This is a genomic window from Bradyrhizobium sp. STM 3561 (assembly GCF_045571455.1).
GTDB classification, from domain to species: domain Bacteria; phylum Pseudomonadota; class Alphaproteobacteria; order Rhizobiales; family Xanthobacteraceae; genus Bradyrhizobium; species Bradyrhizobium vignae.
This window is the reverse complement of sequence record NZ_CP120695.1, coordinates 7847098-7874080: the sequence shown is the minus strand read 5'-3', so window position 1 is coordinate 7874080 and position 26983 is coordinate 7847098. Positions and strand designations below refer to the sequence as shown.

25 protein-coding genes and 3 pseudogenes are annotated in these 26983 nt (G+C 64.7%); 17 read left to right on the top strand and 11 right to left on the bottom strand.

Translation table 11 applies throughout. The features are described 5' to 3' along the window. Positions 1 to 166 precede the first annotated feature (166 nt). A complete protein-coding gene (locus tag P6U28_RS37315) occupies positions 167 to 1372 on the bottom strand; it encodes an LLM class flavin-dependent oxidoreductase (protein WP_407120794.1) in 1206 nt (401 codons plus the stop codon). A gap of 378 nt (positions 1373 to 1750) precedes the next feature. On the opposite strand from P6U28_RS37315, the gene P6U28_RS37310 reads away from it, so the two are divergent. Further along, positions 1751 to 2866, top strand: a complete 1116-nt coding sequence (locus P6U28_RS37310; RefSeq protein ID WP_162500438.1) for an ATP-dependent RecD-like DNA helicase — start codon at positions 1751 to 1753, stop codon at positions 2864 to 2866. A 51-nt stretch (positions 2867 to 2917) separates the two neighbouring features. Here P6U28_RS37310 and P6U28_RS37305 read toward each other — a convergent pair. Beyond that, positions 2918 to 3031, bottom strand: a pseudogene (locus P6U28_RS37305) (tetratricopeptide repeat protein); the annotation flags it as partial. A gap of 148 nt (positions 3032 to 3179) precedes the next feature. Between P6U28_RS37305 and msrA the strand changes: the two are divergent. The 4 genes from msrA (at position 3180) to P6U28_RS37285 (ending at position 5113) form a co-directional block, all read left to right on the top strand. After that, positions 3180 to 3884, top strand: coding sequence for a peptide-methionine (S)-S-oxide reductase MsrA (gene msrA / locus P6U28_RS37300; RefSeq protein WP_122405558.1), 705 nt, complete (start codon positions 3180 to 3182; stop codon positions 3882 to 3884). A 29-nt stretch (positions 3885 to 3913) separates the two neighbouring features. Continuing rightward, the gene (gene msrB / locus P6U28_RS37295; protein ID WP_122405559.1) at positions 3914 to 4333 is read left to right on the top strand and encodes a peptide-methionine (R)-S-oxide reductase MsrB; all 420 of its coding nucleotides are present in this window, start codon (positions 3914 to 3916) and stop codon (positions 4331 to 4333) included. 108 nt (positions 4334 to 4441) lie between these two features. Further along, positions 4442 to 4606, top strand: a complete 165-nt coding sequence (locus P6U28_RS37290; RefSeq protein ID WP_162500439.1) for a DUF3309 family protein — start codon at positions 4442 to 4444, stop codon at positions 4604 to 4606. 213 nt (positions 4607 to 4819) lie between these two features. Continuing rightward, on the top strand, positions 4820 to 5113 hold the full coding sequence (locus P6U28_RS37285; RefSeq protein ID WP_174221610.1) for a hypothetical protein: 294 nt from the start codon (positions 4820 to 4822) through the stop codon (positions 5111 to 5113). 196 nt (positions 5114 to 5309) lie between these two features. Here P6U28_RS37285 and P6U28_RS37280 read toward each other — a convergent pair whose 3' ends face one another. Both P6U28_RS37280 and P6U28_RS37275 read right to left on the bottom strand, forming a co-directional pair. After that, on the bottom strand, positions 5310 to 5852 hold the full coding sequence (locus tag P6U28_RS37280) for a DUF4112 domain-containing protein (protein ID WP_407120793.1): 543 nt from the start codon (positions 5850 to 5852) through the stop codon (positions 5310 to 5312). 58 nt (positions 5853 to 5910) lie between these two features. After that, positions 5911 to 6336, bottom strand: a complete 426-nt coding sequence (locus P6U28_RS37275; protein ID WP_122405563.1) for a DUF5413 family protein — start codon at positions 6334 to 6336, stop codon at positions 5911 to 5913. Positions 6337 to 6481: 145 nt separating this feature from the next. Here P6U28_RS37275 and P6U28_RS37270 point away from each other — a divergent pair, with 145 nt between their 5' ends. The 3 genes from P6U28_RS37270 to P6U28_RS37260 all read left to right on the top strand — a co-directional run bounded on the left by P6U28_RS37270 (position 6482) and on the right by P6U28_RS37260 (position 7488). Then, entirely contained in the window at positions 6482 to 6724 is a 243-nt protein-coding gene (locus tag P6U28_RS37270) for a cysteine rich repeat-containing protein (protein WP_162500440.1), read from the top strand. A 38-nt stretch (positions 6725 to 6762) separates the two neighbouring features. Continuing rightward, positions 6763 to 6969, top strand: coding sequence for a hypothetical protein (locus P6U28_RS37265; RefSeq protein WP_162500441.1), 207 nt, complete (start codon positions 6763 to 6765; stop codon positions 6967 to 6969). A 246-nt stretch (positions 6970 to 7215) separates the two neighbouring features. Continuing rightward, entirely contained in the window at positions 7216 to 7488 is a 273-nt protein-coding gene (locus tag P6U28_RS37260) for a hypothetical protein (protein ID WP_312016176.1), read from the top strand. A 73-nt stretch (positions 7489 to 7561) separates the two neighbouring features. Here the strand turns inward: P6U28_RS37260 and P6U28_RS37255 are convergent. The 3 genes and pseudogenes from P6U28_RS37255 to P6U28_RS37245 all read right to left on the bottom strand — a co-directional run bounded on the left by P6U28_RS37255 (position 7562) and on the right by P6U28_RS37245 (position 10788). Further along, positions 7562 to 9165, bottom strand: a pseudogene (locus P6U28_RS37255) (hypothetical protein). 37 nt (positions 9166 to 9202) lie between these two features. Further along, entirely contained in the window at positions 9203 to 10495 is a 1293-nt protein-coding gene (locus P6U28_RS37250; protein WP_122405567.1) for an adenylosuccinate synthase, read from the bottom strand. A 155-nt stretch (positions 10496 to 10650) separates the two neighbouring features. Continuing rightward, positions 10651 to 10788: a hypothetical protein gene (locus P6U28_RS37245; protein ID WP_160118923.1), complete on the bottom strand. Its 138-nt coding sequence runs from the start codon at positions 10786 to 10788 to the stop codon at positions 10651 to 10653. Positions 10789 to 10921: 133 nt separating this feature from the next. Between P6U28_RS37245 and P6U28_RS37240 the strand changes: the two genes are divergently transcribed. Further along, positions 10922 to 11854 carry a DMT family transporter gene (locus P6U28_RS37240; protein WP_129144626.1) on the top strand — a complete coding sequence of 311 codons (933 nt, stop codon included), beginning with the start codon at positions 10922 to 10924 and terminating at the stop codon, positions 11852 to 11854. Between the two features lie 91 nt (positions 11855 to 11945). Here the strand turns inward: P6U28_RS37240 and P6U28_RS37235 are convergent, their stop codons facing one another. Continuing rightward, positions 11946 to 12335: a DUF1330 domain-containing protein gene (locus P6U28_RS37235; protein ID WP_209295126.1), complete on the bottom strand. Its 390-nt coding sequence runs from the start codon at positions 12333 to 12335 to the stop codon at positions 11946 to 11948. A gap of 105 nt (positions 12336 to 12440) precedes the next feature. Here P6U28_RS37235 and P6U28_RS37230 point away from each other — a divergent pair, with 105 nt between their 5' ends. Together P6U28_RS37230 and P6U28_RS37225 are read left to right on the top strand one after the other, a co-directional pair. Further along, positions 12441 to 13376, top strand: a complete 936-nt coding sequence (locus P6U28_RS37230) for a DMT family transporter (protein ID WP_162500443.1) — start codon at positions 12441 to 12443, stop codon at positions 13374 to 13376. A gap of 232 nt (positions 13377 to 13608) precedes the next feature. After that, the gene (locus tag P6U28_RS37225) at positions 13609 to 14586 is read left to right on the top strand and encodes a Bug family tripartite tricarboxylate transporter substrate binding protein (protein WP_407120792.1); all 978 of its coding nucleotides are present in this window, start codon (positions 13609 to 13611) and stop codon (positions 14584 to 14586) included. 212 nt (positions 14587 to 14798) lie between these two features. Here the strand turns inward: P6U28_RS37225 and P6U28_RS37220 are convergent, their stop codons facing one another. After that, on the bottom strand, positions 14799 to 16484 hold the full coding sequence (locus P6U28_RS37220) for a methyl-accepting chemotaxis protein (RefSeq protein ID WP_122405572.1): 1686 nt from the start codon (positions 16482 to 16484) through the stop codon (positions 14799 to 14801). Positions 16485 to 16736: 252 nt separating this feature from the next. Between P6U28_RS37220 and P6U28_RS37215 the strand changes: the two genes are divergently transcribed. From P6U28_RS37215 to P6U28_RS37195, 5 genes are all read left to right on the top strand, one after another. Then, the gene (locus P6U28_RS37215; protein WP_407120791.1) at positions 16737 to 17780 is read left to right on the top strand and encodes a C-terminal binding protein; all 1044 of its coding nucleotides are present in this window, start codon (positions 16737 to 16739) and stop codon (positions 17778 to 17780) included. 87 nt (positions 17781 to 17867) lie between these two features. Continuing rightward, complete coding sequence (locus P6U28_RS37210; RefSeq protein ID WP_407120790.1) at positions 17868 to 19217, top strand: ABC transporter substrate-binding protein; 1350 nt, start codon at positions 17868 to 17870, stop codon at positions 19215 to 19217. Between the two features lie 133 nt (positions 19218 to 19350). Next, positions 19351 to 20307 carry a carbohydrate ABC transporter permease gene (locus P6U28_RS37205; protein WP_122405575.1) on the top strand — a complete coding sequence of 319 codons (957 nt, stop codon included), beginning with the start codon at positions 19351 to 19353 and terminating at the stop codon, positions 20305 to 20307. After that, entirely contained in the window at positions 20300 to 21199 is a 900-nt protein-coding gene (locus P6U28_RS37200) for a carbohydrate ABC transporter permease (protein WP_407120789.1), read from the top strand. The genes P6U28_RS37205 and P6U28_RS37200 overlap by 8 nt, the downstream gene beginning before the upstream one ends. A 131-nt stretch (positions 21200 to 21330) precedes the next feature. Continuing rightward, a complete protein-coding gene (locus P6U28_RS37195; protein WP_129144623.1) occupies positions 21331 to 22686 on the top strand; it encodes an esterase-like activity of phytase family protein in 1356 nt (451 codons plus the stop codon). Between the two features lie 427 nt (positions 22687 to 23113). Here the strand turns inward: P6U28_RS37195 and P6U28_RS37190 are convergent. Further along, a pseudogene (locus tag P6U28_RS37190) lies at positions 23114 to 24791 on the bottom strand (mucoidy inhibitor MuiA family protein). A 158-nt stretch (positions 24792 to 24949) separates the two neighbouring features. Next, on the bottom strand, positions 24950 to 25558 hold the full coding sequence (locus P6U28_RS37185) for a response regulator transcription factor (RefSeq protein WP_174221652.1): 609 nt from the start codon (positions 25556 to 25558) through the stop codon (positions 24950 to 24952). Positions 25559 to 25775: 217 nt separating this feature from the next. On the opposite strand from P6U28_RS37185, the gene P6U28_RS37180 reads away from it, so the two are divergent. Next, positions 25776 to 26804, top strand: a complete 1029-nt coding sequence (locus tag P6U28_RS37180; protein ID WP_407120788.1) for an AraC family transcriptional regulator — start codon at positions 25776 to 25778, stop codon at positions 26802 to 26804. Positions 26805 to 26983: the final 179 nt, after the last annotated feature.

Here is a 26983-nt window from a genome sequence, read left to right as displayed (position 1 = left end):
AAGCGAACGCGAATGCGTTCATGATGCTTGCGCCGATGTTTTGCGGATTCGCGCCAACCCCTTGGCTATGGAACCGGTGTGCGAACCAGGGCGGTTCCCACGCAGTGTTTTAAGTTGTCACCGACTAAGACAGAGATTGCGTCAGCAACATGACTTAACGGACAGCCTAGCCCGCCGCGGCGTTCACCGGGGCGACATTGATCGCGAGCTTGCCGTAGCGATCCGTAAAAGCCCGGGTGTCGATCTCTTCCAGCTTGATCTCGCCGCTCATCACGCCTTGCTTCCAGGCCGCTTGCGCCGGATCGTTCTGGAACTCGGGCATCACCTCGCGGCCGAACAGCTCGAGCGATTCGCAGATGTGCTCGTGCCTGTTCTTGCCGGCCTGATTGAGCAGGATCACCTGGTCGATATGCGAAGACTGGAAGCGCTTCAGCTTCCTGCGGATGGTCTCCGGCGAGCCGATCAGGCCGCCGCGCAGCGCCGCCTCCTGCGCCTCGGGGTTGTCGCGCTTCCACTTGTTGTACTCGTCCCACATGTTGACGGTGTAGGGCGCGGGACGCTTGCGGTTCTGCGCGGCGCCGTAGAAGCGCAGTGCGAACTGGAAGAAGGTGGCACCGTCGGCGCGGGCGCGCGCCTCCTCGTCCGTCTTGGCGCACATGAAGAACGAGACCAGCGCCATGTTCGGATTGATCTCGTAGTCGGCGAGCTTGTGCAGCCGCTTGGTCATCGCGTTGTAATAGGCGTGCACCCAGGCATGCGCGGCATCGGCGCTGACGAACTGGAAGCCGAGCGCGCCGAAGCCGTGGCGGCCGGCGCGCTCGATGGTCGGCAGCTGCGAGCAGGCCATCCAGAGCGGCGGGTGCGGCTTCTGCACCGGCTTCGGCACGACGTTACGCAACGGAATGTCGAAATACTTGCCGTGATGCTCGCTGCCGGCATCCTTGAACATCGGAAAGATCGCGGCGACCGCCTCCTCGAACACCTCCTTCTTGGTCTCCATGTCGCGGCCGAACGGCTCGAGCTCGGTAATGGATGCGCTCTCGCCCATGCCGAACTCGCAGCGGCCGTTGCTGAGCAGATCCAGCACCGCAACGCGCTCGGCGACGCGCGCCGGGTGATTGGTGGTGAGCTGGAGAATGCCGTGGCCGAGCCTGATCTTCTGCGTGCGCTGGCTCGCCGCGGCGAGGAAGGATTCCGGCGAAGGCGAATGCGAATATTCCTCGAGGAAGTGATGCTCGACCACCCAGGCATGGTCGTAACCGAGCTTGTCGGCGAGCTCCATCTGCGACAGCGCGTTCTGGTAGAGGGCGAGCTCGTCGCCGGCCACCCAGGGCCGTGGCAATTGCAGCTCGTAGAAGATGCCGAACTTCATGGCGTCGCTCTCCCGCATTCTTGTCGTTGAGGTCATCTTAATAGGCGAGGCGGCGCTGTCCACGGCGTTGCAATTTCGCCGCGCGGGAGAACGATTCCGAGCCTGGCATAGCAGCACTCTCCCTGTTGGCTGTCGGGCCGCCGCGTGCTGGAGCACTGACATTCCGGCACCGTGACGCCGCGTGGCCGAGCTGTTCAGAGCTTTCCCCGAGGGCGTGTGCTTGATGCATCCGGACGACGCGCAGGAGGGCCCGCCAGAGGCGGGCGTCCCGAAGGATGGACCGCAGAGAAACGGCCTGCCCTGCGCTTGAACCGGCGGGACGAATGGTTAGTTTTGAGGATTGCGAATCGCCGCCTTTCGCCCTTCATCAAGACAGACATGGCCACTTTCACCCCGCATCAGGATGCCGCTCTGAAGGCCGTCGGCGACTGGCTCAAGGCCAAGCCGGGCCGGGGCGGCACGCCGCCGATCTTCCGCCTGTTCGGCTTCGCCGGCACCGGCAAGACCACGCTGGCGCGGCACATCGCCGATGGCGTCGATGGCGAGGTGAAGTTCGCCGCGTTCACCGGCAAGGCGGCGCTCGTCATGCGCAACAAGGGCTGCGACGGCGCCTCAACCATCCACTCGCTGATCTACCGTGCCCGGGAATCCGGCGAGGAGCAGCCGAGCTTCGAGCTGTGGGACGACGCGCCGGCCTCCAAGGCGAAGCTGATCGTGATCGACGAATGCTCGATGGTCGACGCCGAACTGGGGCGCGACCTGATGTCGTTCGACTGTCCCCTCCTGGTGCTGGGCGATCCCGCGCAGCTGCCGCCGATCCAGGGCGGCGGCTTCTTCACCAATTCGGAGCCCGACGCGATGCTGACCGAGGTGCACCGCCAGGCTCAGGACGATCCGATCGTGCGGATGTCGATGGACGTGCGCGAGGGACGCGAGCTCGACATCGGCCGCTATGGCGAGAGCGAGGTCGTCTCGCGCAAGGAGCTCGACCCCGACCGCGTCATGGGCGCCGACCAGATCCTGGTCGGCCGCAACAACACCCGCCGCGCCTACAACATGAGGGTCCGCCAGCGCCAGAACATCGAGGACCAGTTTCCAGTCGCGGGCGACAAGCTGGTGTGCCTGCGCAACAACCGCAAGAAAGGCCTGTTCAACGGCGGCCTGTGGCGCGTCAAGTCGCGCAACACCTCGCGCTCGAAGTCGCGCATCCTCTCCATGCGGCTGTCGCCGGACGAGGATTTCGGCCACAAGGTGACGAAAGTCTCGGTGCGCGCCGATTGCTTCGAGGGCGGCATCGAGCAGATCGCCTGGGAGCAGCGCAAGCCCTACGACGAGTTCGACTACGGCTACGTGCTGACCGTGCACAAATCGCAGGGCTCGCAATGGGACGACGTCGTGCTGTTCGATGAGAGCTTTGCGTTTCAGGAGTCCAGGGCGCGGTGGCTGTACACGGGGATCACGCGGGCGGCGAAAAGGCTGAGCATCGTAGTTTAGAACCGCTGCGAGGGCCTGGTCGAATTTACGCATCATGCCGTAGGTGACTCAGCGGTTGCCGGCGATCTGCGGCGCGGACGGATCGATCTTCTCGGCCTCGGCGAAATCCGCGATTGCACCGTCGAAATCCTTCATCAGCGTTCGCGCGCGGGCGCGATTGGTCCAGGCGCCGGTCTTCACGGCCTCGTGTCCACCCCGCCGTAACAATCACCGGCGGTGCCCGTATCTCGAATGATGCGAAAACATCCCCGGGCAGACTGTTCGCCCGGTCGCGACCGCCCTAGACTGTCAGCCCTTCCGAAAGAGGATTGCCATGCGCCGAACCGCACTCGCCTCCCTGCTCGCCGCAACCACCGCCCTGACGCTGGCTTTCACCATGCCGTCCCGGGCCGCGGAGGATGCGGTCGTGATCCCCGCCCCCGCCGTGGACGCGGCGCCCGCGAGCGGCATCCAGACCGCCGTGCTCGCCGGCGGCTGCTTCTGGGGCGTGCAAGGCGTCTTCCAGCACACCGCAGGCGTCGTCAACGCCGTCTCCGGCTATGCCGGCGGCACCAAGGCGACCGCCGATTACCAGACGGTCTCGAGCGGCCGCACCGGCCACGCCGAGTCGGTCGAGATCAAGTACGACCCCAAGAAGATCTCCTACGGCAAGATCCTCCAGATCTACTTCTCGGTGGTGCACGACCCGACCCAGCTCAATCGCCAGGGCCCTGACGTCGGCCCGCAATATCGCTCCGCGATCTTCACCACTTCCGACGAGCAGAAGAAGGTGGCGGAGGCCTATATCGCGCAGCTCAACAGTGCGAAGGTCTTCAACAAGCCGATCGTGACCAAGATCGGCGCGCTCGAGGCATTCTATCCGGCGGAGGCTTACCACCAGGACTATCTGACGCTGCACCCGAACCAGCCCTATATCGCCTACAACGACATCCCGAAGGTCGAGAACCTGAAAAAGCTGTTCGCGGACAATTACATTGAGAAGCCGACGCTGGTGAATGCCAGCAAGGCCACCAACTGATCGCGAGATCACCAGAAAACGGGAGACCCATGCCCGACACCAAGACGAAAACCACCGACGACAAGGTCATCAAGAGCGAAGAGCAGTGGCGGCGCGAATTGACGCCGATGCAATACGCCGTGCTGCGCGAGAAGGCGACCGAGCGTCCCTTCTCCGGCGAATATGAGCACGAAGAGCGTGCCGGCACGTACGTCTGCGCCGGCTGCGGCAATGTGCTGTTCGAATCCGACGCCAAGTTCGATTCCGGTTGTGGCTGGCCGAGCTTCACCCAGCCCGCGGTCGAGAGCCATATCGACGAGGAACGGGATACGAGTCACGGCATGATCCGCACCGAAGTGCTCTGCTCCAAATGCAGCGGTCATCTCGGCCATGTCTTTCCCGACGGCCCCGGGCCGACCGGTCTGCGCTACTGCATCAACTCGGCGGCGCTGAAGCTGGAGCCGAAATAAACGCCGCGCGCGCCGGGTTCCCCCGTGGAACCCGGCGGCGTGATGTGCTTTTCTCCTCTGGCGGTGCGGCCGATCATCGCATCTCGGCGACCGCCCAGGGAGGATGCCATGACGCTTGGGACCATCCTGATCATCCTGGTGATCATCTATCTGGTCGGCGGCCTGTCCGGCCGGTTCGGCGGCTACGGCTATGGCCTCGGCCATTCCGGCATGGGCATCGGCGGGGTCGTTCTCGTGGTGCTGATCGTGCTACTGCTTCTTGGCAAGATTTAAACCATTTAACACATTGATATTACTCGATTTATTCCGGCTGCGGAGCTGCCATGCGTGGATTCATCATCTCGCATCGCGGGGGTCGCATTTCTGTCAAATCGGCTTATATTAGTGGGCGAAAATGACATGCGGCGGGCCCGCTCGATTGCGGCCCCTGCCCTCCCCAAACCCCACGCGCTTAAAGCCCCAGAGAAGATCACGAGGTCTTTGACCATGCGTCCAATGCGTCCGTTCAACTTCAACACCTCCGCCGAACTCTTCCCCGCCGCGATCCGCAAGAAGAAGCGTGCAGGCTTCACCTATCGGCGGTTCGGCACTGCGGCCGAGGCCGTGCAGTTCGCGATGGAGCAGTTGCCGACGGACTCGCTGAACGGCGCCTATCTCCAGGTCGAGGAAGCGCGCTTCGACCAGAACGGCATTCGCTCGCTGTACGAGAGCGATGCCTTCCCGCTGCCCCGTCGGCCCAAGCCGGCTCCGGCTGCGGAGACTGACGCCGACGCGGCGTAAGCTTTTCGTAAAAACCTTCGATGTGCGCAAAAGGCGCGGTGACCGAGAGGTCATCGCGCCTTTTGCGTTTTGGGTTCTCCCTCTCCCGCTTGTGGAAGCGAGGCGACGACTCTCGTGCCCCGGACGCAGCGCAGCGCTGAAGGAGCGCTGCGGTGCGTCCGGGACACGAGAGCAAGGCAGAGGAACTAGAGAGACGCTACATCCGCGGCTGCTTCTCCAGCCAGCGGCGCAAGAGACGGACGTTGCGCATGTTGGCTCGGAACATCACGTCGAAGGCATCGCCCGCGAACGGGACCAGGCCGACCACGCCGTCGACCGCGACATTGCCGAGCATGCGCGCGGTGAGGTACCAGGGCGCTCCCAGCGCGCGGGCCTCGCGCACGAGCCACAGCGAGATCGCGGTGGTGATGATGTCGCCGACGACGGGGATCAGTCCGATCAGCCCGTCGATGCCGTAGCGGATGTTGGTGCCGGGCAGGATGAAGGCGACGTCGAGCAGCTTTGCGATCGCCTCGAAACGCGCGATCCGCTGCTCGCGTGTCAGATTGCCGAACGGGCTCGCTTGCCCGAACTCGAAGCGAAACTCGCGAAACCCCTGCTCCAGGCTTTCCGGCCTGATCTCGTGGCCCTCCTGGTCGATGATCGGCCCGCGCGCCTCATGGCGAGAAAAGGTCGCGCGCGAGCTGCTGCCCGTACGGGATTTGCGCGGAGCAAGGATGTCGTCCTCGGACATGATCATGGCTTTCGGTGAACGCGCCAGCGCGGCGGAGGTTGCTGCCGCGACCTGACGCGGCGCATCAGGTCGACGCCGCCGCCGCTCGCGGCTCCTCGATATAGCGATGCACGAGCCAGGACGACATCACCGCCGGCACGAACCCGACGAGGCCATACAGGATGAACTGCACCGCGCCCGAATCCGGTCCGCGCGAGCTGTAGGTGAGCGAGGCCAGAGCGAAGGCGAACAGGCCGACCAGGAGCATCCGCAAACCCGGGCCGATCCGGCGAATGTGGATCAGGATGTCGTCGACCGCGCCGATCATCAGTGAGGGCAGGAAGCCGAACAGATAGCTGTATTGCAGGGTCTTGAAAAACACGACGAACAGCTTGCCGACCTCGCCGAGACTGGTCTGGGCCCAATAGCCGGACTGGTAGGTCGTCGTCAGCAGCAGCAGGAACCCGCCGACGAACGGGCCAACCAGGGCAAACACCAGATAGCGTTTCATCCAACAACCCTCACACTTCGCCAGCGTTATAACAGCGCCGCGGGAACCTTGAACAGCCGGGGCGCGGGCGCGGCCTAGGGGAACAAGTGGCAGGACGACGAGTTCAGACAGGACCAGAATTTTCCCTCGCGGATTGGAGGGGCCGATGGCCCGCAAACTTCTCCTGGCGACGATCGCGCTGGCAGCCTTGAGCGGCCTGTCCGACGTGCCCGCTCTTGCGCAAGACCATATGGGCACGCCGCAGGAGCAGAAGGCCTGCTCGCGGGACGCCTCGCGCTTCTGCCGCAAGGATCTCGGCAATGACGGCGCGGTGCAGAGCTGCCTGCAAGCCAACCGATCCAAATTGTCGCGCGCTTGCAGCAAGGTCTTTCAGAGCCACGGCATGTGAGGACCGAACCCCATCCCCCGCGAACGGAGTGTGAAGCCATGTTGCGCGACGAACAACTCTCGATCCTGCGGGACATCAGCCAATCCGTTGCGTTTGCCGACGACCGGCAGGGCATGGTGGGGCAGCTTATCGCCGAGGGCTACGTGATGAAGGACGGCGATCTGTTCGAGCTCACGGCCAAGGGCGTCACCGCCATCGAGGAACACGCCGCCGCTCTCGGCGGGATCGATGCGGAACAGATCTGATCGCGCGCGACGTGACTCGCGCGCAACAATTGCGAATTCCTTTGCGCTGACCATTGCAGGTCCGTGACAATGGCGCATACTTCGCTCGGGCGGCGTAGCACTTTCGATTCGAACATCAAGTAATCGAGCGACCACATGCGGGATCAAGATCCCGGCGTGAAGGCTGTGACGTGCGGCAGATCAAGCCGCGTGCGGCGCCCCAAAACCAAGCGGCTCAAGCCCAGGGGAACTCGGGGACCATCCTTCATGACACGCTATCAGACCATCGCTTCGCTGTTCGCACTCGCCAGCACCTTCGCACTCCAGACATCACCCAGTCTCGCCTTCTCGCAGGAAGCCCAGCAGATGTGCTCGGCTGACGCCATGCGGCTGTGCTCCAGCGAGATTCCCGACATCCCGCGGATCACCGCCTGCATGGTCAGGAACAAGGCCCATGTCAGCCCCGGCTGCCGCGCCGTGATGGACCGCGAGCACGCAGCCGCCGCAGCAGCGCGCAAGCGGGAAGCCGCGGCGCAGTAGCCGGCTCAACCTTGGTTGAATGATCGTCGCGAGAGGACTCGCTTCACCTCTCCCGTAGTGAGAGGTGAAGAGTTCAGTCGCCCCACTGGGCGAAGGCGTCGTTGAAGGCGCGCTCGCCGGGGGCGCCCTTCTCGATGGCGATGATGGCGCGGCGCTGGTCGGCGTAGACCAAGGGCACGTCGAACCAGGAGCGCTCCTTCAGGAGCTGCACGTTGCGGCTGCGGTCGGCGTCGACGTTGGAGAGGCCGACCAGGAAGAAGCCGTCGGTGACCTTGACCGCGAGGCCAGCGAGAGGCGTGCCGCGCGCCTGCTCGTTCGACTTCATCAGGATGCCCGGCACGTTGGAGACGCTGCCGCCGGGAAAATCCTGCGGCAGGATGAAGGTCAGCTCCGCGGTGTGGCTCGCCGGCAGCGAGGAGTCGGTGTTGCGGCGGAACGACATCGTCATCTTGAACTTGCGGTCGGGGATCTCGATGTCGGCGCGCACGGCAACGTCGGCCTTCTGGTTGCCGGAGGCCTTGATCGGCTCGAGCCGCCACACCACCGAGCCGACATACTGCTTGCCCTTCGGGTCGGACGGATCCGCGTCATAGAGCACGGCCCTCTGCGCCACCGGTGCGACCGGCTGGTCGCTGGGCTGGCCGACGCGATCGGGAATCTTTGGCTTGCTCTGCGGCTGCGAGGCATCCTTTGGCGCCTCCACCACCTGCGTTGCCGACGGTTTGAACAGATTGGTGGCGGTCTGCACCAGCTGCTTGCCCCAGAGAATGCCGGCCCCGACCAGAATCAGCACGATGCCGGCGGCGATCGCGCTCTTGAACGGAAAGCCCGAGCGGGTGCGGGCGCGCTTCTTGGCGTCGCGGTCGGGCGCGATACGCGGACGCGGCGACGGCGGCGCGTAGCGCTCGGCCTCCTCGATCGATTCGTCGTAGGAATAGGGCGCCTCGGACTCGCCGGCGCGGTTTTCCAGGCTCGGCTCCAGCCGGTCGAATTCCGGCGAGGGCGAGGGCACGTTGGCATAGGTGCGCCGCGCGGCGCGGCTGGCCTGCGCGGCAGCGCCGCCGAGATCATTGGCATCGGCCGTGATGTCGCGGAAGCCGCGCACGCCGGGCGACGGCGGCAGCGGCGGTGGCGGTCCCGCGTCGGGCGGACGGCGCGCACCTTGGCGATCGCGCCCGGCCGGCGGCTCCGGCGTCGGCGGCGGGGCGGCGGGTCCTCCCTGGCGCGGGGCGTCGAAACGGGGAGCGCGCGGCGGACGCGGGGCCTCCCCTGATCATCGACGTTGAAGGACGGGCGGTCGGCCCGCGGCGGCGTCGGGGCCGGACGCGTGCGCGGCGGAGCCGCAGCCGGGTTGCCCTCGGTGGCACGGGTGCTGGCGCGGCGGAAGGCATCGCCACTGCCGCCAGGGCGCCCCGCCCCACCTGCCCCACCTGCCCCACCTGGGCGCGAGGCCTCGCGGGCACGCTGGGCGGCCTCCGATTCGACCTTGCGGACGGCCTCTTCCAGCGACAGCCGTTCGCGCGTGATCTCGGATTCGGAAAGCGGCGGCTGCACGCTGCGCAGCTGCGCGATCAGGGCCGTGCGCGCCCGTTCATAGAGCGCGCGACGGCTTTCGCCGGGAGCGTTGGGGTCCAGGGCGGCAATAGCGCGGGCGATCAGCGGGTAGTAATCAGCCATTTCTACTCAACTATACGCGCGTCCCGGTAAGATATCGTTAAGCCTCAAACGGATTTTGCACCAGGATAGTATCTTCGCGTTCGGGGCTGGTGGAAAGCAGCGCGACCGGGCACCCAACCAATTCCTCGATCCGCCGGACATATTTGATGGCCTGGGCCGGGAGGTCGGCCCAGGACCGCGCACTGGCGGTCGGCTCCTTCCAGCCCTCGATGGTCTCGTAGATCGGCTCGACCCGGCTTTGCGCGCCCTCGCCGGCCGGGAAATGGTCGATCTCCTTGCCGTCGAGCTTGTAGCCGGTGCAGACCTCGATCGAATCGAAGCCGTCGAGGATGTCGAGCTTGGTCAGCGCGAGGCCATTGATGCCGCAGGTCCGGACCGCCTGGCGGACCAGCACGGCGTCGAACCAGCCGCAGCGGCGCGGACGGCCGGTATTGGTGCCGAACTCGCGGCCGCGCTCGCCGATCTTACGGCCGATGTCGTTATCCTGCTCGGTCGGGAACGGGCCCTGGCCGACGCGGGTCGTATAGGCCTTGCACAGGCCGAGCACGTAGCCGACCGCGCCAGGCCCGAGGCCGGCGCCGGTCGCGGCCTGCGCCGCCACCGTGTTGGACGAGGTGACGTAAGGATAGGTGCCGTGATCGACATCGAGCAGCGCGCCTTGCGCGCCCTCGAACAGCATGCGTTTGCCGGCGCGCCTCTCGATGTCGAGCAGCCGCCACACCGTCTCGGCATAGGGCAGCAGCTGCGGCGCAAGCGCGGTCAGCTCCTTCAGGATCTCCTTGCCGTCGAACTCCGGCAGATTGAGGCCACGGCGCAGTGCATTGTGGTGAGCCAGGAGCCGGTCGATCTTGTGCGGGAGCGTATCGAGGTCGGCGAGATCCATCAGGCGGATGGCGCGGCGGCCGACCTTGTCTTCATAGGCCGGGCCAATGCCGCGGCGGGTGGTGCCGATCGCGGTCGCGGCGCTGGCGGATTCGCGGTGCGCATCGAGCTCGCGGTGCAGCGGCAGGATCAGCGTGACGTTCTCGGCGATGCGCAAATTGTCCGGAGAGACCGCCACGCCCTGGGCCCTGAGCTTGGTGACCTCGTCGAGGAACGCGGCGGGATCGAACACGACGCCATTGCCGATCACCGACAGCTTGCCCTCGCGCAGCACGCCGGAGGGCAGGAGCGCGAGCTTGTAGGTCTTGCCGTTGATCACCAGCGTGTGGCCGGCGTTATGACCGCCCTGGAAGCGAACGACGATATCCGCCTGCTCCGACAACCAGTCGACGATCTTGCCCTTTCCTTCGTCGCCCCACTGGGCGCCGACGACGACAACATTGGCCATGCGCGGGTAATCCTTCGAAGATTTCTCTGTAAGTGGCATGATCCGAACGGAAAACCGGGACCCACTCTTCCGGGATCATGCCTGCGCCCAGCCCAATTCCCGGCCGAGGCCGGTCGCACGCGAGGCTGCCCAACCGGATAAAGGAAGCGGCCCCTCTAGGCAAGCAAGAACGGGGCTTTTTTCGGGCCCAGCGCGCGCTCCAAGCCTTTGATATCGCCGAAAAATCCAGAAACCTTCGCAGCCGGCGCGCTGGCTTCGACCAAAGCCTGAGAGGCCGCCTCCGCCGCCAGCATGGTCGCGATGCGTCCGCCCCCGTTGATGCAACCTCGTTTTCCGTGTCTTTGGATGCTGCCGGGTGATCAGCCGGCCCGGATCCCGCCGGGCCGGAGGGCTCGGCGTACTCCACGCGGGGCCCGCATCATCACAATGTCCGCCACCGGCCAGACCACGAGCGCGGAAACATCCGGCCACAGCTGGGTCGCCAACCAGCCTTATCTGCTGCTCAGCATCACGGCGCTGTGCTGGGCCGGCAACGCCATCGTCGGGCGGCTCGCCGCCGGCCACATTCCGCCGGTCACGCTGTCGTTCCTGCGCTGGTTCTTCGCCTTCCTGCTGGTGCTGCCGTTCGCCTGGAAGCACCTCGTGCAGGACTGGCCGGCCATCCGCGGCAAGCTCGGCCTGATGGTCACGCTCTCGATCACCGGCATCGGCGCCTTCAACACGCTGCAATATTGGGCGCTGGAGCATACCCAGGCCCTCAACACGCTGCTGCTGCAGTCGGCCGCGCCACTGCTGGTGGCGCTGTGGTCGCTGGTCATCCTCGGCATCCGGCTCACCGCGGCACAGGCTTTCGGCGTGCTGCTGTCGATGTGCGGCGTGCTGACCATCCTGCTGCACGGCGATTTCACCACGCTGTCGAGCATCGACTTCAACAAGGGCGACCTGATCTTCCTCCTCGCGCTCCTGATCTTCGCGCTCTATTCGGTGCTGTCACTGAAGCGGCCGCCGATGCACGGCCTCTCGTTCCTCGCCTTCACCTTCGGCTGCGGCGCCGCCTGTCTCGTTCCGCTGGAGATCTGGGAACTGTCCGCGCGTCCGGTCATGAAGCTCGACGGGCCGAACCTCTTGACCCTGTTCTACGTCGCCGTTTTCCCCTCGGCGCTCGCCTATCTCTGCTTCAATCGCGGCGTGCGGCTGATCGGCGCCAATCGCGCCGCGCCGTTCTTCCACGTCGTGCCGGTGTTCGGTTCGATCATGGCGATGGCATTTCTGGGCGAACACCCGCAGGCGTTCCACTTCATCGGCTTCGCGCTGGTGCTGGCGGGCGTGTTCGCGGCCTCGAGGAAGCAGGCGGCGTAGGCGCCACCAGGAGCGCGGCTCTGCACTTCCTTCCCCCTTGTTGTCCTTGTTGTGGGAGAGGGGAAAAGTGCACGCCGCGCGACGGGTATGCCTATTTGGGCCTGAACTTGCTGTACGCTTCGCTTGTCGCGATGATGACGTGCTCGGCGCAGGCGTTGACGCGATGGGGATCGGCTTCACGCTCGTAGGCTTCCGACGTCATCATGTCGAGAAAGGCCGCGACGGACGGGTAATAGACCAGCGCGACGAAGTCCCACTGGTTACCCCGATGCGGGCCGAGCGCGACCGCCTTCGCTTCACCGGTCCAAAGCAGCGTGCCGCCGCGCGCCCTGATCATCGGCACCGTGATCGCGCTGTAGCGCAGATACGCGTCCCATCCGGACCCATCGCCGTCGCGCGAGCGCGCGCGGAAGCGCATCAGGTTCAGCATCACCACCGGCGCATTCGGTTCGAGCTTCTCCAGGCCCTCGATGTTCAACATATTAACCGCCAACGGCACCTCCTCAGCTCATGCGCGCATTGTAGCATTGCGGCCCTGTGACTTGTGTCATCTCGGCGATCCGGCGCAAGCTTGCATGCAACGCCCATGACGATCGCTTCGCCCGCAACACCGACCGCCAGTCCGGCCAGTCGGCTCAACAACCAGCCTTATCTGCTGCTCAGTCTGAGCTCGCTGTTCTGGGCCGGCAACATCGTGCTCGCCCGCCATGTCGGCGCGCACGTGCCGCCGCTGACGATGACCACGATCCGCTGGTTCGGCGTGTTCCTGATCCTGTTGCCGTTCGCCTGGCCGCATCTGAAGCGCGACTGGCCTGCCTTGCGCAAGAGCCTGCCCTTGATGCTGTTCCTGTCGCTGGTCGGCTTTGCCTTCAACAATGCGATCTCGTACTGGGCGATGCAATACACAGAGGCGCTGAACGCGCTGCTGATCCAATCGGCAGGGCCGCTGTTCGTGGCACTGTGGTCGCTGGTGCTGTTCGGCGTGCGGTTGACCGGAGCGCAGCTCGGCGGCATCGCGATCTCGCTGGCCGGCGTGCTGATCATCATCCTGCGCGGCGACCTCGCCGCGCTCGCGAGCATCAGCTTCAACAGGGGCGACATCATGTTCGCCTCCTCGCTGGTGGCGTTCGGCCTCTACTCAGCCTTCATCCCGCGGCGGCCGAAGATCCATCAGCTCTCCTTCCTGGCCTTCACCACCTGCTGCGGCGCGACCATGCTGCTTCCCACCGCGATCTGGGAGGCGGCAAGCGGCCGCGTGCTGCACTTCGACGGGATGACGCTGGCGACGCTGGGCTACATCCTGATCTTTCCCTCCACCCTCGCCTACCTCTTCTTCAATCGCGGCGTGGCGCTGATCGGCCCGAACCGCGCCTCGCCGTTCTTCCATCTCGTGCCGGTGTTCGGCTCGGCGATGGCGATCCTGCTGCTGGGCGAAAAGCTCCAGCCGTTCCACCTGATCGGCTATGCGCTGGTGCTCGCCGGCGTCGTGCTCGCATCGCGCCAGGGCTCGGCGGCGAAGTAATTCCGCGTGACGGACGGGCGCGTGCGATCTCGTGTCCGGACAAGATGCAGCGCCTAAGCGCTGCATCGCGGAGCCGGGATCCAGTGTGCCGCGAATGTCGGCCCCGGTTCGGCAGCGCATCACGCCGCGAAAGCGGCGCGCTGCACTGCGCCCGGGGCACGCAACTCCCGTCTTCCGATTTCAGCGAACAGACGCTAGTTTCCCGCCAACGAAAAAGAGGGAACGACCACATATGCTTTCAGGGCTGATTCGAAACCTGCGCACCATCGGCGCGGCCGCACTTTGCCTCGCCGCAGCTTGCACGGCTCAGGCCGACACTTATCCCAGCCGCAACATCACGCTGGTCTTGCCGTTCGCGGCCGGAAGCGGCACCGACACCACGACGCGCCTGATCTCGCAGCATCTGTCGCAGGCGCTCGGCGTCGGCATCTTCATCGAGAACAAGGCGGGTGCCAACGGCATGCTCGCCGCGACCTACGTCGCGAAGGCCGCCCCCGACGGATACACGCTGCTGGTGACGACCAACACCACGCATTCGGCCAACCCCTATCTGCTCAAGAGTCTCACTTACGATCCGGTCAAGGATTTTACCCCGATCGCCCGTACCGGCGATCTGCCCTTTATGCTGGTCATCAATCCGGAAGTGCCGGCCAAGTCCGTCGCCGAGCTCGTCGCTTATGGCAAGGCCAATCCCGGGAAGCTGAGCTACGCCTCGGGCTCGTCGTCGGCGATCGTGTCGGGTGCGACCTTCGCGCACAATGCCGGGCTCGACCTCTTGCACGTGCCCTACAAGAGCTCGCCGCCGGCGCTCAACGACGTCATTGGCGGCCGCGTCTCGATGATGTTCGTGGACATCCTGACCGGCCTGCCCCATGTCAACGGCAACGCCCTGCGCGCGCTCGCCGTCACCACCAAGGAGCGCTCGCCGCTGGTGCCACACCTGCCCTCGATGCAGGAGGCGGGCGTGCCGGATTTCGACATCTCGTCCTGGCAGGGCTATTTCGGCCCCGCCGGCATGCCGAAGGAGATCGTGACGCGGCTCAACACCGAGATCCGCAAGGTCGTCGAGAAGCCGGAAATCAAGGCGCAGCTCGCCACACTCGGCATGGACGCCTTCTCCGGTACGCCGGAGGAGCTCGGCACCTTCGTCAATGAGCAGCTCGTGCTGTGGGAGAAGCTGATCACCAACGCGAAGATCGAAAAGCAGTAGGATCAGTCCCCGTGTTCCGGACAAGATGCAGCGCGTCCGCGATGCATCGCAGAGCCGGGATCCCGACCGCCGCATGCCCCCGGCTCAGCAGCGCATCGCTGAAGGAGCGCTGCGCTGCGTCCGGAGCACGAGATCTCCGCATTCTCCGTGATGGCCGGGCTTGTCCCGGGCGGACGGCGGAGCAGATCGAAGCGTCGGTGCACGCGCGAAAACTACGCCGCGCGCACCTTGGCGAGGAAGTTGTCGACGGCGGTGCGCAGCGCGCCGGATTGGTTGTCCAGTTCGCGGGCGTTGGAGAGCACGTCGGTGGCGGCACTGCCGGTCGCTTCCGCGGCCGAGGTGACACTGCCAATATGGGCGTTGATTTCGCTCGAGCCGGCCGCGACCGACTGGATGTTGCGCGCGATCTCGCGGGTCGCCTCGCCCTGCTGCTCGATCGATGCGGAAATGCCGGCCGTGATCTCGCTCATCTCGGCGATCGTCTGGGTGATGCCGGAGATGGCCGCGACCGCGTCGCTGGTCGAGGTCTGCATCGCAGCGACCTGGGCGGAAATCTCCTCGGTCGCCTTCGCGGTCTGATTGGCGAGCGCCTTGACCTCGGAGGCGACCACGGCGAAGCCGCGGCCGGACTCGCCGGCTCGGGCCGCTTCGATGGTAGCGTTGAGCGCGAGCAGGTTGGTCTGCGCCGCGATCGAGTGGATCAGCTTGACGACCTCGCCGATCTTCTCGGCGCCGGAGGAGAGCACCTGAACGGTGGCGTTGGTACGCTCGGCGTCATTGACGGCACGGCTCGCCACTTCGGTCGAGCGCGTGACCTGGCGGGAGATTTCCGCAACCGAGCTCGACAGCTCTTCGGCGGCCGCCGCGACCGTCCCGACATTGCCGGAAGCCTTTTGCGAGGCAGCGCCGACCGTTGCCGCACGCGAGGAGGCGTCGCTGGCAGTGGCAGTCATCGATTGCGCCGTCGTCTGCATGCCCGCCGCGGCCGAGGAGACCGAGCGGACGATGCCGTTGACGCTGCGTTCGAAGTCGTTGGCGATATCCTCCATCGCGCTGCGACGTTCCGCCGCGGCGCGCTCCTTGGCATCGGCTTCGGCTCGCTCGATCTCGCGGATGCGGACTGCATTGTCCTTGAAGATCTGTACGGTCGAAGCCATCTCACCGACCTCATCGCCGCGACCGACACCGGGGATGTCGCCTTCGAGCTTGCCCTCGGCGAGATCCTTCATGCGCATGCCGAGCAGCGCCAGCGGACGGCTGATGCTGCGTCCGATCATCCAGGCGACGCTGCCGGCAACGATGACGATGCCGAGCATGGCAAGGCCGAGCAGCCAGTAGGCCGGCCCCATCTTCTCATCGATGTCATCGAGATAGGCACCCGTGCCCAGATACATGTCGAAGCCGGGGATGGCGACCGCGTAACCGAGCTTGCGGATCGGCTTTGGCTGTCCGGGTTTCACATACTCATAGAAGAGCAGGAGTTCGCCGTTGGCCTTGACGCCGTCCATGATCTCGCGGGACAGCTTGCGGCCATTCGTCTCCACGTCCATGCGGTTCTGGCCGATCTGCTTCGGATCCGGCGCGAGCTGCGTGATGCCGTCATAGGTGGTGCCGAACAGATAGCCGGAGCCCTTGTCGTAAGTCATCGCGTTGCCGTAGCGGCGCAGGTCCGCGAGCGCGGCGTCCTTGGTCATCTCGCCGGCATTGACCCGCTTCATCAGCGTCGCGGCGTAGTTGCGGGCCAGCTCGACGATTGCCTTGGTCTGGTCGACGCGCGCATTCACCATTTCGCGCTTCATCAGATAGCCGGCGAGAACACCGGAGGCGCAAAGGCCGAACAAGGTGACGCCGACGAGAATGCCCAGCTTGGGGGCGATCTTCAGATTGCTCAACTTCACAGGTTAGCTCCGGCAAAAGTGGGACACGGGCACGCGACCAGATCGATCAAAATCGAATCAATTTTTAGTGGCCGAGCCCTTAGCAAGTTACTTACGTGCCTCCGTAGAAGCCCGGACCGCGCGCGGAAAATCGGAAATATACCTCGCTCACGACAACCGCGAATTGTACGCACCGGCCGCGATTTCGCGTAAAAGACGCAAAGGCCCGCCACGAAGGCGGGTCACAACAAGAAACCAAATCGGGAGCAGGACATGCCGAAATACAGGGTGGTGACGCCGAAGGGTGCGAGCTTCACCGTCGCGGGCAGCGATTATTCCTATGAGCGCGAGGCACTCGATCCGATCGATGCCGAGATCGTCGAGGCGCCGGCCGACGAGGCCGGGTTCATCGCCGCCGCCAAGAATGCCGACGCCATCTATGCCAAGGGCATCCCGATCACCAAATCCATCATCGACGCGCTGGAGAGGTGCAAGGTCATCACGCTCGGCTCGGTCGGTGTCGACAGTGTCGACGTCAAGGCCGCCACCGCCCGCGGAATTCCCGTCACCAACATCCCCGACACCTTCATCGAGGAGGTCGCCGACCACGCCATGATGCTGCTGCTCGCGGGCTTCCGCCGCCTGGTCGAGCAGGACCGCATGGTGCGCGACGGCCGCTGGGCCGAGGGCCGGCCGGCACTGCTCAAGATCCCGAGGCTGATGGGCCAGACGCTCGGCTTCATCTCGTTCGGCCGCGTGGCGCGTGCGGTTGCGAAACGCGCCGCGCCGTTCGGCCTGCGCATGATGGCCTATGATCCCTTCATCCAGGAAACGCTGATGTACGACCACGGCGTGATGCCGGCGACGCTGAACGAGGTGCTGTCGCAATCCGACTTCGTCTCGATGCACGCGCCGGCGAGGCCCGAGGTGCATCACATGCTGACCGAAAAGCACTTCCGGCAGATGAAGAAGGGCTCGATCTTCATCAACACCGGGCGCGGTGCCACCGTGGACGAGGAGAGCCTGATCAAGGCGCTGCAAGAGGGCTGGATCGCGCATGCCGCCCTCGACGTGCTGGAGAAGGAGCCCCCCTCGCACAACAATCCCCTGCTCGGCATGGAGAACGTGACGCTGACAGCCCACGTCGCCTCGGCCTCGGCACGGTTTGACGAAGCGCGCAAGCGCCGGGTGGGCTACGAATTGTCACTGGTGCTTCAGGGCATGTGGCCGGTAAGCTGCGTCAATCCGTCGGTGCTGCAGAACACCGCACTCCGCCGCTGGCAGCCCGTCAGCATGGACCGCGGACCGAACAGCTAGACGGGCCGGCGTAAAACGCGCCGACGACCGAAACGGCCCTTCACCGGCGATCAACGCCGGGAAGGGAACATCATAGGGAGGTTACTGATGAGGAACGACATCACACGTCGTGATGCCTTGGCGCTGGGCCTGTCCGCTGCAACGCTCGCGGCCACCGGTGCTGCAGCGCAAACACCACCATCAGCGATCAAGGCCGCCGACGTTCCGGCGCCCAAGCTGCCGATCGAGAAGGGCGCATCCTTACGCATGCTGCGGCCCGTACGTTTCGTCCAGGCGGATGAGGATGTATTCCGCGCGAATGCAGCGAAGTTCACCAAGGAGACCGGCGTTGAGGTGAAGGTCGACTTCGTCGGCTGGGAAGACATCAACCAGCAGACCGCGGTGACCGCCAATTCCGGCGCCGGTCCTGACATCATCATCGGCTTCTCCGATGCGCCGCACATCTATATCGACAAGCTGATCGAGCTGACCGACATCGCGGACTATGTCGGCAAGAAGTATGGCGGCTGGCTGCCGCTGGCGCAACGCTACGGCAAGAAGAACAAGAGCGAGACCTGGATCGGGCTGCCGTTCGGCGCCACCGCGGGGCCCCTGATCTACCGCAAGTCGGTCCTGCAATCGGTCGGCTTCGACAAGGTGCCGGAAGACCATGCCGGAATCGTCGACCTGTGCCAAAAGCTGCACAAGGCCGGCAAGCCGGCCGGTTTCGCGCTCGGCAACGCCAAGGGTGACGGCAACGGTTTTGCGAACTGGGCGCTGTGGTCACACAATGCCGCCCTGCTCGACGAAGAGGGCAACCTCACCATCAACAGCAAGGAGACCATCGCCGCGCTGAACTGGGTCAAGCAGTTGTACCCGACCTTCATCGCCGGCACGACGTCGTGGAACGACGTCAGCAACAACCGCGCCTACTCCTCGCAGGAGATTTCCCTGACCGCCAACGGCGTGTCGCTGTACTTCTCATTGAAGAACGATCCTGCCACCAAGGCGATCGCCGAGGACAGCGAACATCAGCTGCTGCCGAAGGGCCTGGCCAAGGTCTCGCCGATGGCGGGCCTGACCCTGAACGCGATGGTGTTCAAGCACAGCCAGTACCCCAACGCCGCCAAGGCCTTCCTGCAATACATGCTGGAAAAGGACCAGTACGAGCCGTGGCTCAATGCCAATTCCGGCTACTGGGCCCAGCCGCTCGCGGCCTATGCCGAGGCCGCCGTTTGGTCGCAGGATCCCAAAGTGAAGCTGTTCAAGGACACGATGAACAGCACCTATTACGACGGCTACAAGGGCCCGATCTCGACGGCGACGGGGGCGGTCAGCGCAGACTACGTGCTGATTCAGATGTTCTCGTCGGTCGCGACCGGCGCGGCCACGCCAGAGGCCGCGGCCGCGGAAGCCGAGCAGCGCTGCAAGCGGTACTTCCGGCGGCAAAACCGTTAGGCAGCTGAGCGATCGTCATTGCGAGCGAAGCGAAGCAATCCGGAGCGCGTCCGCGGAGACAGTCTGGATTGCTTCGACGCTTCGCTCCTCGCAATGGCGGTGGGATGACGTTCAACGACAGGACAAAAAGCTGATGTCCGTGACCACCCTCCCCTCTCCCGCGCTGGCCCAGCGGCAACCGAACTGGCTGGTGCGATTGTTCGACTACAAGCCGTTCCTGATCATGATGTGTCTGGCACCTGCGATCGGGCTGCTTACGGTCTTCCTCACCTATCCACTCGGCCTCGGTATCTGGCTCGCCTTCACCGACACCACGATCGGCCAGCGTGGCAGCTACGTCGGACTCGAGAACTTCCAGTATCTGCTCACCGATTCCCTGTGGTGGAACGCGGTGTTCTACAGCGTGGTCTACACGGCCATCGCGACGTTCGGGAAATTCGCACTCGGCTTCTGGCTCGCGCTGCTGCTCAACAACCATTTTCCGTTCAAGAGCGTGCTGCGCGCGATCATCCTGCTGCCGTGGATCGTGCCGACCGTGCTGTCGGCGCTGGCGTTCTGGTGGATCTACGATCCGCAATTCTCGATCATCTCCTACCTGCTGGTCGACGTGCTGCATTGGCGCAGCGACAACATCGACTTCCTCGGCTCGCCCTGGCCGGCGCGCTTCTCGCTGATCGCCGCCAATATCTGGCGCGGCATTCCCTTCGTCGCGATCTCGCTGCTGGCGGGGCTGCAGACCATCTCGCCCTCGCTCTACGAGGCTGCGATGCTCGACGGCGCCAGCGCCTGGCAGCGATTCCGCTACATCACCTTTCCGATGATGATGCCGATCCTCGCCATCGTCATGACTTTCTCGATCATCTTCACATTCACCGACTTCCAGCTGGTCTACGCCATCACCCGTGGCGGGCCCGGCAACTCGACTCATCTGCTGGCGACGCTGGCGTTCCAGCGCGGCATCGCCGGCGGCGAGCTCGGTGAAGGTGCCGCGATCGCGGTGTCGATGATCCCGTTCCTGGTGTTCGCGACGCTGTTCTCCTATTTCGGCCTGGCCCGCCGCAAGTGGCAGCAGGGAGAGAGCAATGACTGATACTGTCGCGCAAGCCGCTGTCGCCGACGCGAAGGCAGCGCCCGACACGATGGCCTGGGATTCCGGGCTGCGGCGGCTGATGATGATCTATCTGCCGCTCGGCTGCTTCGTGCTGATCCTGCTGTTCCCGTTCTACTGGATGGCGATCACCTCGTTCAAGCCGAACGCGGAGTTGATGAATTACAAGGAGCACAATCCGTTCTGGATTTCCTCGCCGACGCTGGCGCACATCAAGCACCTGCTGTTCAACACCGCTTATCCGCATTGGCTGTGGACGACGATGATGGTCGCGATCGGGGCGACCACGCTGTCGCTGATCGCGAGCACGCTGGCGGCCTACGCCATCGAACGCCTGCGTTTCCGCGGCAGTCCTTATGTCGGCCTCGGCATCTATCTCGCCTATCTCGTGCCGCCGTCGATCCTGTTCATTCCGCTCGCCACCGTGGTGGTGCAGTTCGGCCTGTTCGATTCGCCGCTGGCCCTGATCCTGGTCTATCCGACCTTCCTGGTGCCGTTCTGCACCTGGCTCCTGATCGGCTATTTCAAGTCGATCCCTTATGAGCTCGAGGAGTGTGCGCTGGTGGACGGCGCGACGCGGCTGCAGATCCTGCGCCGGATTACGCTGCCGCTTGCGGTGCCCGGGCTGATCTCGGCCGGCATCTTCTCCTTCACGCTGTCCTGGAACGAGTTCATCTACGCACTCGCCTTCATCCAGAGCGGCGCCAACAAGACCGTACCGGTCGCGATCCTGACCGAGCTCGTCACCGGCGACGTCTACCAATGGGGCGCGCTGATGGCGGGATCACTGCTCGGCTCGCTGCCGGTTGCGATCTTCTACTCGTTGTTCGTGGACTATTACGTGTCCTCGCTGACCGGCGCGGTGAAGGAGTAGCCTCGCTCTCTCGCCCTGCCTCTCCCCGTTGTTGCGGGGAGAGGCGAAGAGGGCTGCGGCCTTTGGCCCGGCTTCACAATACTGCAACATGCGATCCGCATAAGGCGTGCGTCCGCCAACAGGAGACGCACATGCGCGCGACTTTTCTCAGCTCCGTCGCAACGATCATTCTCACCGTAAGCACCGCGCTCGCGCAGAGCGAGGGCGAATTCCCGGCCAAGCTCGCCGGCCACGTGGTGATGCCGGCCGCCACCTTCATCGATGCTCCGGCCGATGCCCCCACCGATCTCAAGACCTCCGGCAAATACACCACTGGCAAGCGGGTCGACGCGCTTGGCACTGTCATGGGCAAGTCCTATGAGCGACCGACCGGCGTGTCGTTGCCGTTCAAGGGCCAGCCACTCCAGGGCCATTCCGGCATCAAGACCATGCCCGACGGCAGCTTCTGGGTCATCACCGATAACGGTATGGGTGCGCGCGCCAACTCGCCGGATTCGATGCTGTACCTCAACCGCCACAAGATGGATTGGGCGAACGGCAAGATCGAGCGGCTGGAGACCATCTTCCTGCATGATCCCGACAAGAAGGTGCCGTTCCGCATCGTCCATGAGGACACCGAGAAGCGCTATCTCACCGGCTCCGATTTCGACACCGAGGGTTTCCAGATCATCGGCGACACTTTCTGGATCGGCGACGAGTTCGGTCCCTACGTCCTGAAGGCCGATAAATCGGGCAAGATCCTCGCGGTTTTCGAGACCCTCGCCGACGGCAAGCCGGTGCGCTCGCCGGACAACTGGGCCGTCGCGACGCCCGGCGCACCCGGCGCAACCTACACCAACGTCAATCTCCGCCGCTCCAAGGGTTTTGAGGGCTTCGCCTCGTCGAAGGACGGCAAGTTCATCTACGGCTTGCTCGAAGGACCGCTGTGGGATGCGGAGAAGAAGGACTGGGAGAAGGTCGACGGCAAGGAAGCCTCGCGGATCCTCGAATTCGACGTCGCCGCGGAGAAATTCACCGGCCGCTACTGGCAGTACGTGTTCGAGCAGAACGGCAACGCCATCGGCGACTTCAACATGATCGATCAGGCCTCCGGCCTCGTCATCGAGCGCGACAACGGCGAAGGCACCGCCGACAAGGCGTGCCCGCAGGGTACGCGCGGCGAGAATTGCTTCCCGGATCTTGCCAAGTTCAAGCGCATCTACAAGATCGAGCTCACCGACGCCAATGTCGGCAAGCCCGTGCGCAAGATCGGCTATATCGACCTGATGAAGATCAGGGATCCCGACAAGAAGGCGAAGAAGCCGCTCAACGACGGCGTCTACACCTTCCCGTTCTTCACCATCGAGAACGTCGATCGCGTCGACGACACGCATATCATTGTCGGCAACGACAATAACCTGCCGTTCTCCTCCAGCCGCGATCCCAACAAGGCCGACGACAACGAGTTCGTGCTGCTCGAGGTCGCGGATTTCCTGAAGGCGAAGTAAAGCTCTCTCCCTCTTCCCGCTTGCGGGGAGAGGGTTGCAAATGACAGAGATGCTCATCCTCCGCCATTGTAGCGCAGCGAAGCAATCCAGAATTTTTCCACGGAGACAGTCTGGATTTGCTTCGCTGCGCTCGCAATGACGAGGATAGAACTTCGGTCCTCGATGAGGTCGCGGAGACGGCCCGGGCACGGTCTCTCCCGTAGACGGGGCTTGCGGGGGAGCGTTGGGAGAGGGTGTCTCCAAAACGGGACAATCCCCTAAAGCGCGATGAGATTTGGATGAATCGTCATCGCGCTTTAGCTTGTTGTTTACGCATGATCTTTCCGGAAAACCGCTTCGCACTTTTCCGGATGATGCTTTAGAGGAGTGAGCCCTCACCCCAGCCCGCAAGCGGGAGAGGGAGCGCACTTCGTTCGCGGCTGGCAATCTACCCCGCCGGCACGATCACCATGCTCTTGTCCTTCGGCCAGCGGACGCGCCAGGCGAAGTTGATGTCCCTGATCTCGCCGGGCTTGGCGTCGAACGACCATTCCAGCACGCCGCGCTTGTCGCGGATGTTGGTTGCGGTCGGCTGCGTGCTCGAGGGCAGCATCTCGACCATGATGTCCTCGTTCTCGCTGACCGGCAACTGGTCTTCGATCGCGATCTTGATCGGGAAGTCGTGACCGTTGCGGATCGTGGTCTTGAACGCGCGCTCGTCGGTCTTCGACGTCGTCACGAGCAAGCCGGCCGAGCCCTCGTTGCGCTTGAGCACCGTGCGCTCGATTCTCACCTTGTCGTCGGCGCCGAAGCCGAGCCGCACGATGTCGTCCTTGGCGGACGCCGTGATCTTGCCACGGCCGACGAAGACGCCGTCGCGATAGATCGCGACCTTGCCGGGCAGAAGCGTCGTGTCGTCCGTCTGCTTGAAGCTGGCTTCGAGGAAGGCGGTGGGATCGATCACCGGCGCCGCGCGCACGGCGAGATCGGCGGGCACATTCACCGAAGCGATACGCAAGCTCTTGGCGCCCTCGGCAGCGCCGAGGCTGACGCGGCCGGGAATTTTGAAGGTGGCCTGAAAGTCGCCGATCTCGGCGACGGCCTGCTGCTCGTCGGCGCGCTCGCGCGGCTCGGCCGCTTCTGCGATCTTGGCCATGGCCGGTGATTGCGCCTGACGCGTCATCGGTGCAGGCCGCGCCAGATCCGAGGCCGTGCCGAGCGCCAGCGGCTTCGGCACTTGCGGATATTGCGCCACCAGCGAGCTCAGCTCCGGCGCGCTGCCGCCGCGGCCGAGACGCACGGTGGAGACGCCGAGCGTCACGTTCGACCAGTCCTCGCCGGTCGACTGCGTGACCTCGGCGCGACGGACGAGTTCGAGTTGCGGCTTGCGATCCCTAGCGCCGGTGTCGAGCCGGGCATCGTAGAGCGGCACCCAGCGCGCGTTGCGCACGGTGTAGGTCACGCGCAGCGTCGCCTTGGTCGCGGCGGCCGATGCCACGTCGATCCGCACCTCCAGCATGCTGGGCGGCTTGGCCGAGCGCTCGGCTTCCAATTCGGCGATCTGGCGATCGATCTCGCGCTGTTTTCGCGTGGCATCGCGAATTGCGGTGTCCGCGGTCGCGATCTCCTCGGCAACCGCCGCAAAGGCCGCGCGCCATTCGGTAATCGGGCGCGCCTCGCCCTTCTCGCCGAGGCCGGCCGGCGAGGCTTCGGCAAAGTGCTGCGCAAACTTGCGCCGCGCGTTGGCCGAGTCGATCGCACCTGCAGGTCGGCCCGTTGATCCCTCAGTGCTTCGATGCGCTTGTCCAGCCCGGAGAGGTTCGCGGGCGGTGCGGCCTTCGGCGGCCGCGCATCGATCGTGCCGATGGTGAGCTTGGCGCCCGCCTCGCCTTCAACGCGGAGGGAAGACGGATCGAGCGAGAGCGGAAAGTCCTTGGCGACCAGCGTCGAATCACCGGAGGCGAGGTCCGACGAAATGACACGGGTGACGGTGGCGCCGTCCGGATAGACGGTGACCGTCTCGATCGTCGACGTGGCGTCCACGTTGGCCGCCCTGACGGCGACGCAATGGCCGTGGTCACCAGGACCAGGCCCGTGGTTGCCAAGTCTCTTGCGGTGATGCGCATGAAGTCCCTCCTGCCTATCGCCGCGCCGCCAGCCGGACGCGCGCGATGAAATGCCTCGCCATCGTGGTTGGACGCGGCAGGGAAGGAACCGGTTCGATTGGGGTTTCCGCGGGCGCCGACGCGGCGGCACCATGGCCGCTGAACGCTTTGAAGTCCCTTTAGGCCTGGGTCGGCGCGCCCTGGCCGAAGATGCGCCGGAGCAGATCGGTCACGTTGCGGGCGCCGGCCTTCTTCAGGATGCTGGCGCGATAACCTTCGACCGTCCGGGCGCTCAGATGCATCCGCCGGGCGATCTCCTTGTTGGTGAGACCAACGGCGAGATGCTCGAGCACGTCGCCTTCGCGCTCGGTCAGGGGCTCGCAACCGGGCAGCCAGCATTGCCGGATCGCTGCGGGCTGGGCGAACTCATCGATGGCGGCATCAATCCGGCCGACGACGTCGTGGGTGCGGAACGGCTTTTCGATGAAGTCGGCCGCGCCGCTCTTGATGGCGTCGACCGCCATGGCAATGCTGCCGTTCGCGGAGGTCACCAGTACCGGCGCCATGCAGTTCTCGCCGCGCAGCCGCTTGAGCACCTCGAGGCCAGAGTGATCGGACGGCAGCTCCAGCAGCACGCAGGCCGGCATCCGCGCCTTTGCTGCAGACAAGAGAGACGCACCGTCGGCGAAACAGATCACCTCATAGGCGTTCTGTTGGAGCGCGGTCGAAAGTTGTTCGCGGGAGGCAGCGTCGGTATCGACGACGAATATCTCACCCTTGGAAAGCATGTTTCCCGGCACGATCCCGATCCAGCAATGTCCTGGTCAAATGGCCCGAGACGGTAGCCGGCTCCATCGCCCTGCCGCACCGTCGTCAACACGGCATTCACGCCCGTGCTTCGGTCTCCCCCTATGTATGTTCCGTCCCGTTCCTGGATTTGACTGACCGGGACAGAAATTTTACATTTCGGGACATCCTTGGGAATGGCTGGCAGGAACGGTTCGCATGACCGACCTCATTCGCAGCTCAAGCCTGAGTTATTATCCGGAGGTTGCCCGGTCAGTCGGGCTCGACCCCATGCAGATGATGCGCAAGGCGAGGCTGCCGCCAGCCTGCCTCGACAAGCCCGACACGCCCATTGCCGTCGCCGCCCTGCGCCGTCTGCTCGAATTGTCGGCGGAGGCGTCCGGCTCCGAAGATTTCGGCTTGCGTCTCGCCGAGCGCGGCGGCCTGATCAATTTCGGCGCGGTCAGCCTGATCGTGCGCGAACAAGCGACCGTCGGTGAGGCCATCGATGCGTTCTCGCGCTTCATCCATATCCATCACGATGGCATGCGACTGGACGTTGCGCGCGGCAAGCAGACCGTGACCGTCGCGATGCATCTGCGTGGCCGGCACCCGAGCGCGTCGCGCCAGTCGATCGACATGGCGCTCGGCAGCGTCCACCGCATCATCCAGTCGCTGTTCGGTCACGACTGGCGGCCGCAGGAGGTGCACCTGCATTATCCACCGCCGCACGACCGCAAGCGCTACCGCGAATTCTTCGGCTGCCGCGTGGTCTTCAACGCGAAGCATGACGCGATCCTGTTGTCGGCGCACGATCTGGGACGCCGGATCCCGAGCGCGCATCCACTGATCGCGAATTACCTACGCAAGCGGATCGAGGCGATTGAAACACGGCCCGCAAGCTGGGAGCAGAAGGTCGACGAGGTCGTACGCCTCCTGCTCGCCGGCGGCGACTGCACGGTCGAGCGCGTCGCCGAGCATCTTGCCTGCACCCGCCGCACCATCCACCGCCGCCTCGCCGCATCGGGCACCAGCTTCTCGGCCATCCTGGATGCGCAACGCGCCGATCTCGTGACCCGGCTGATCGACGACCCCGGCCGGCCGCTGACGGACATCGCGGTGCAGCTTGGCTTCTCCGCGCAGAGCGCCATGGCGCGCTGGTTCCGCGGCCGGTTCGGCTGCACCATCACCGACTGGCGCAAGGGCGTGCGGCCTCTCACCGTGCCGCCCTCGGCGACTGCAGCTTGAGTTCAGCGAGCCGGCGCCGGCACGCCCATCGTGGCGACGGCGCGCCAGCGTGAATCCGGCAAAAGCTTGTCGCAGCGCAAACACTCTTATCGTGATCGGCGCACACTGCACCCGTCATCAAAACCTTTTCAGATGAAGGATGCTTCCGATGTTGACCCGCAGAGCCGCATTGATCAGCG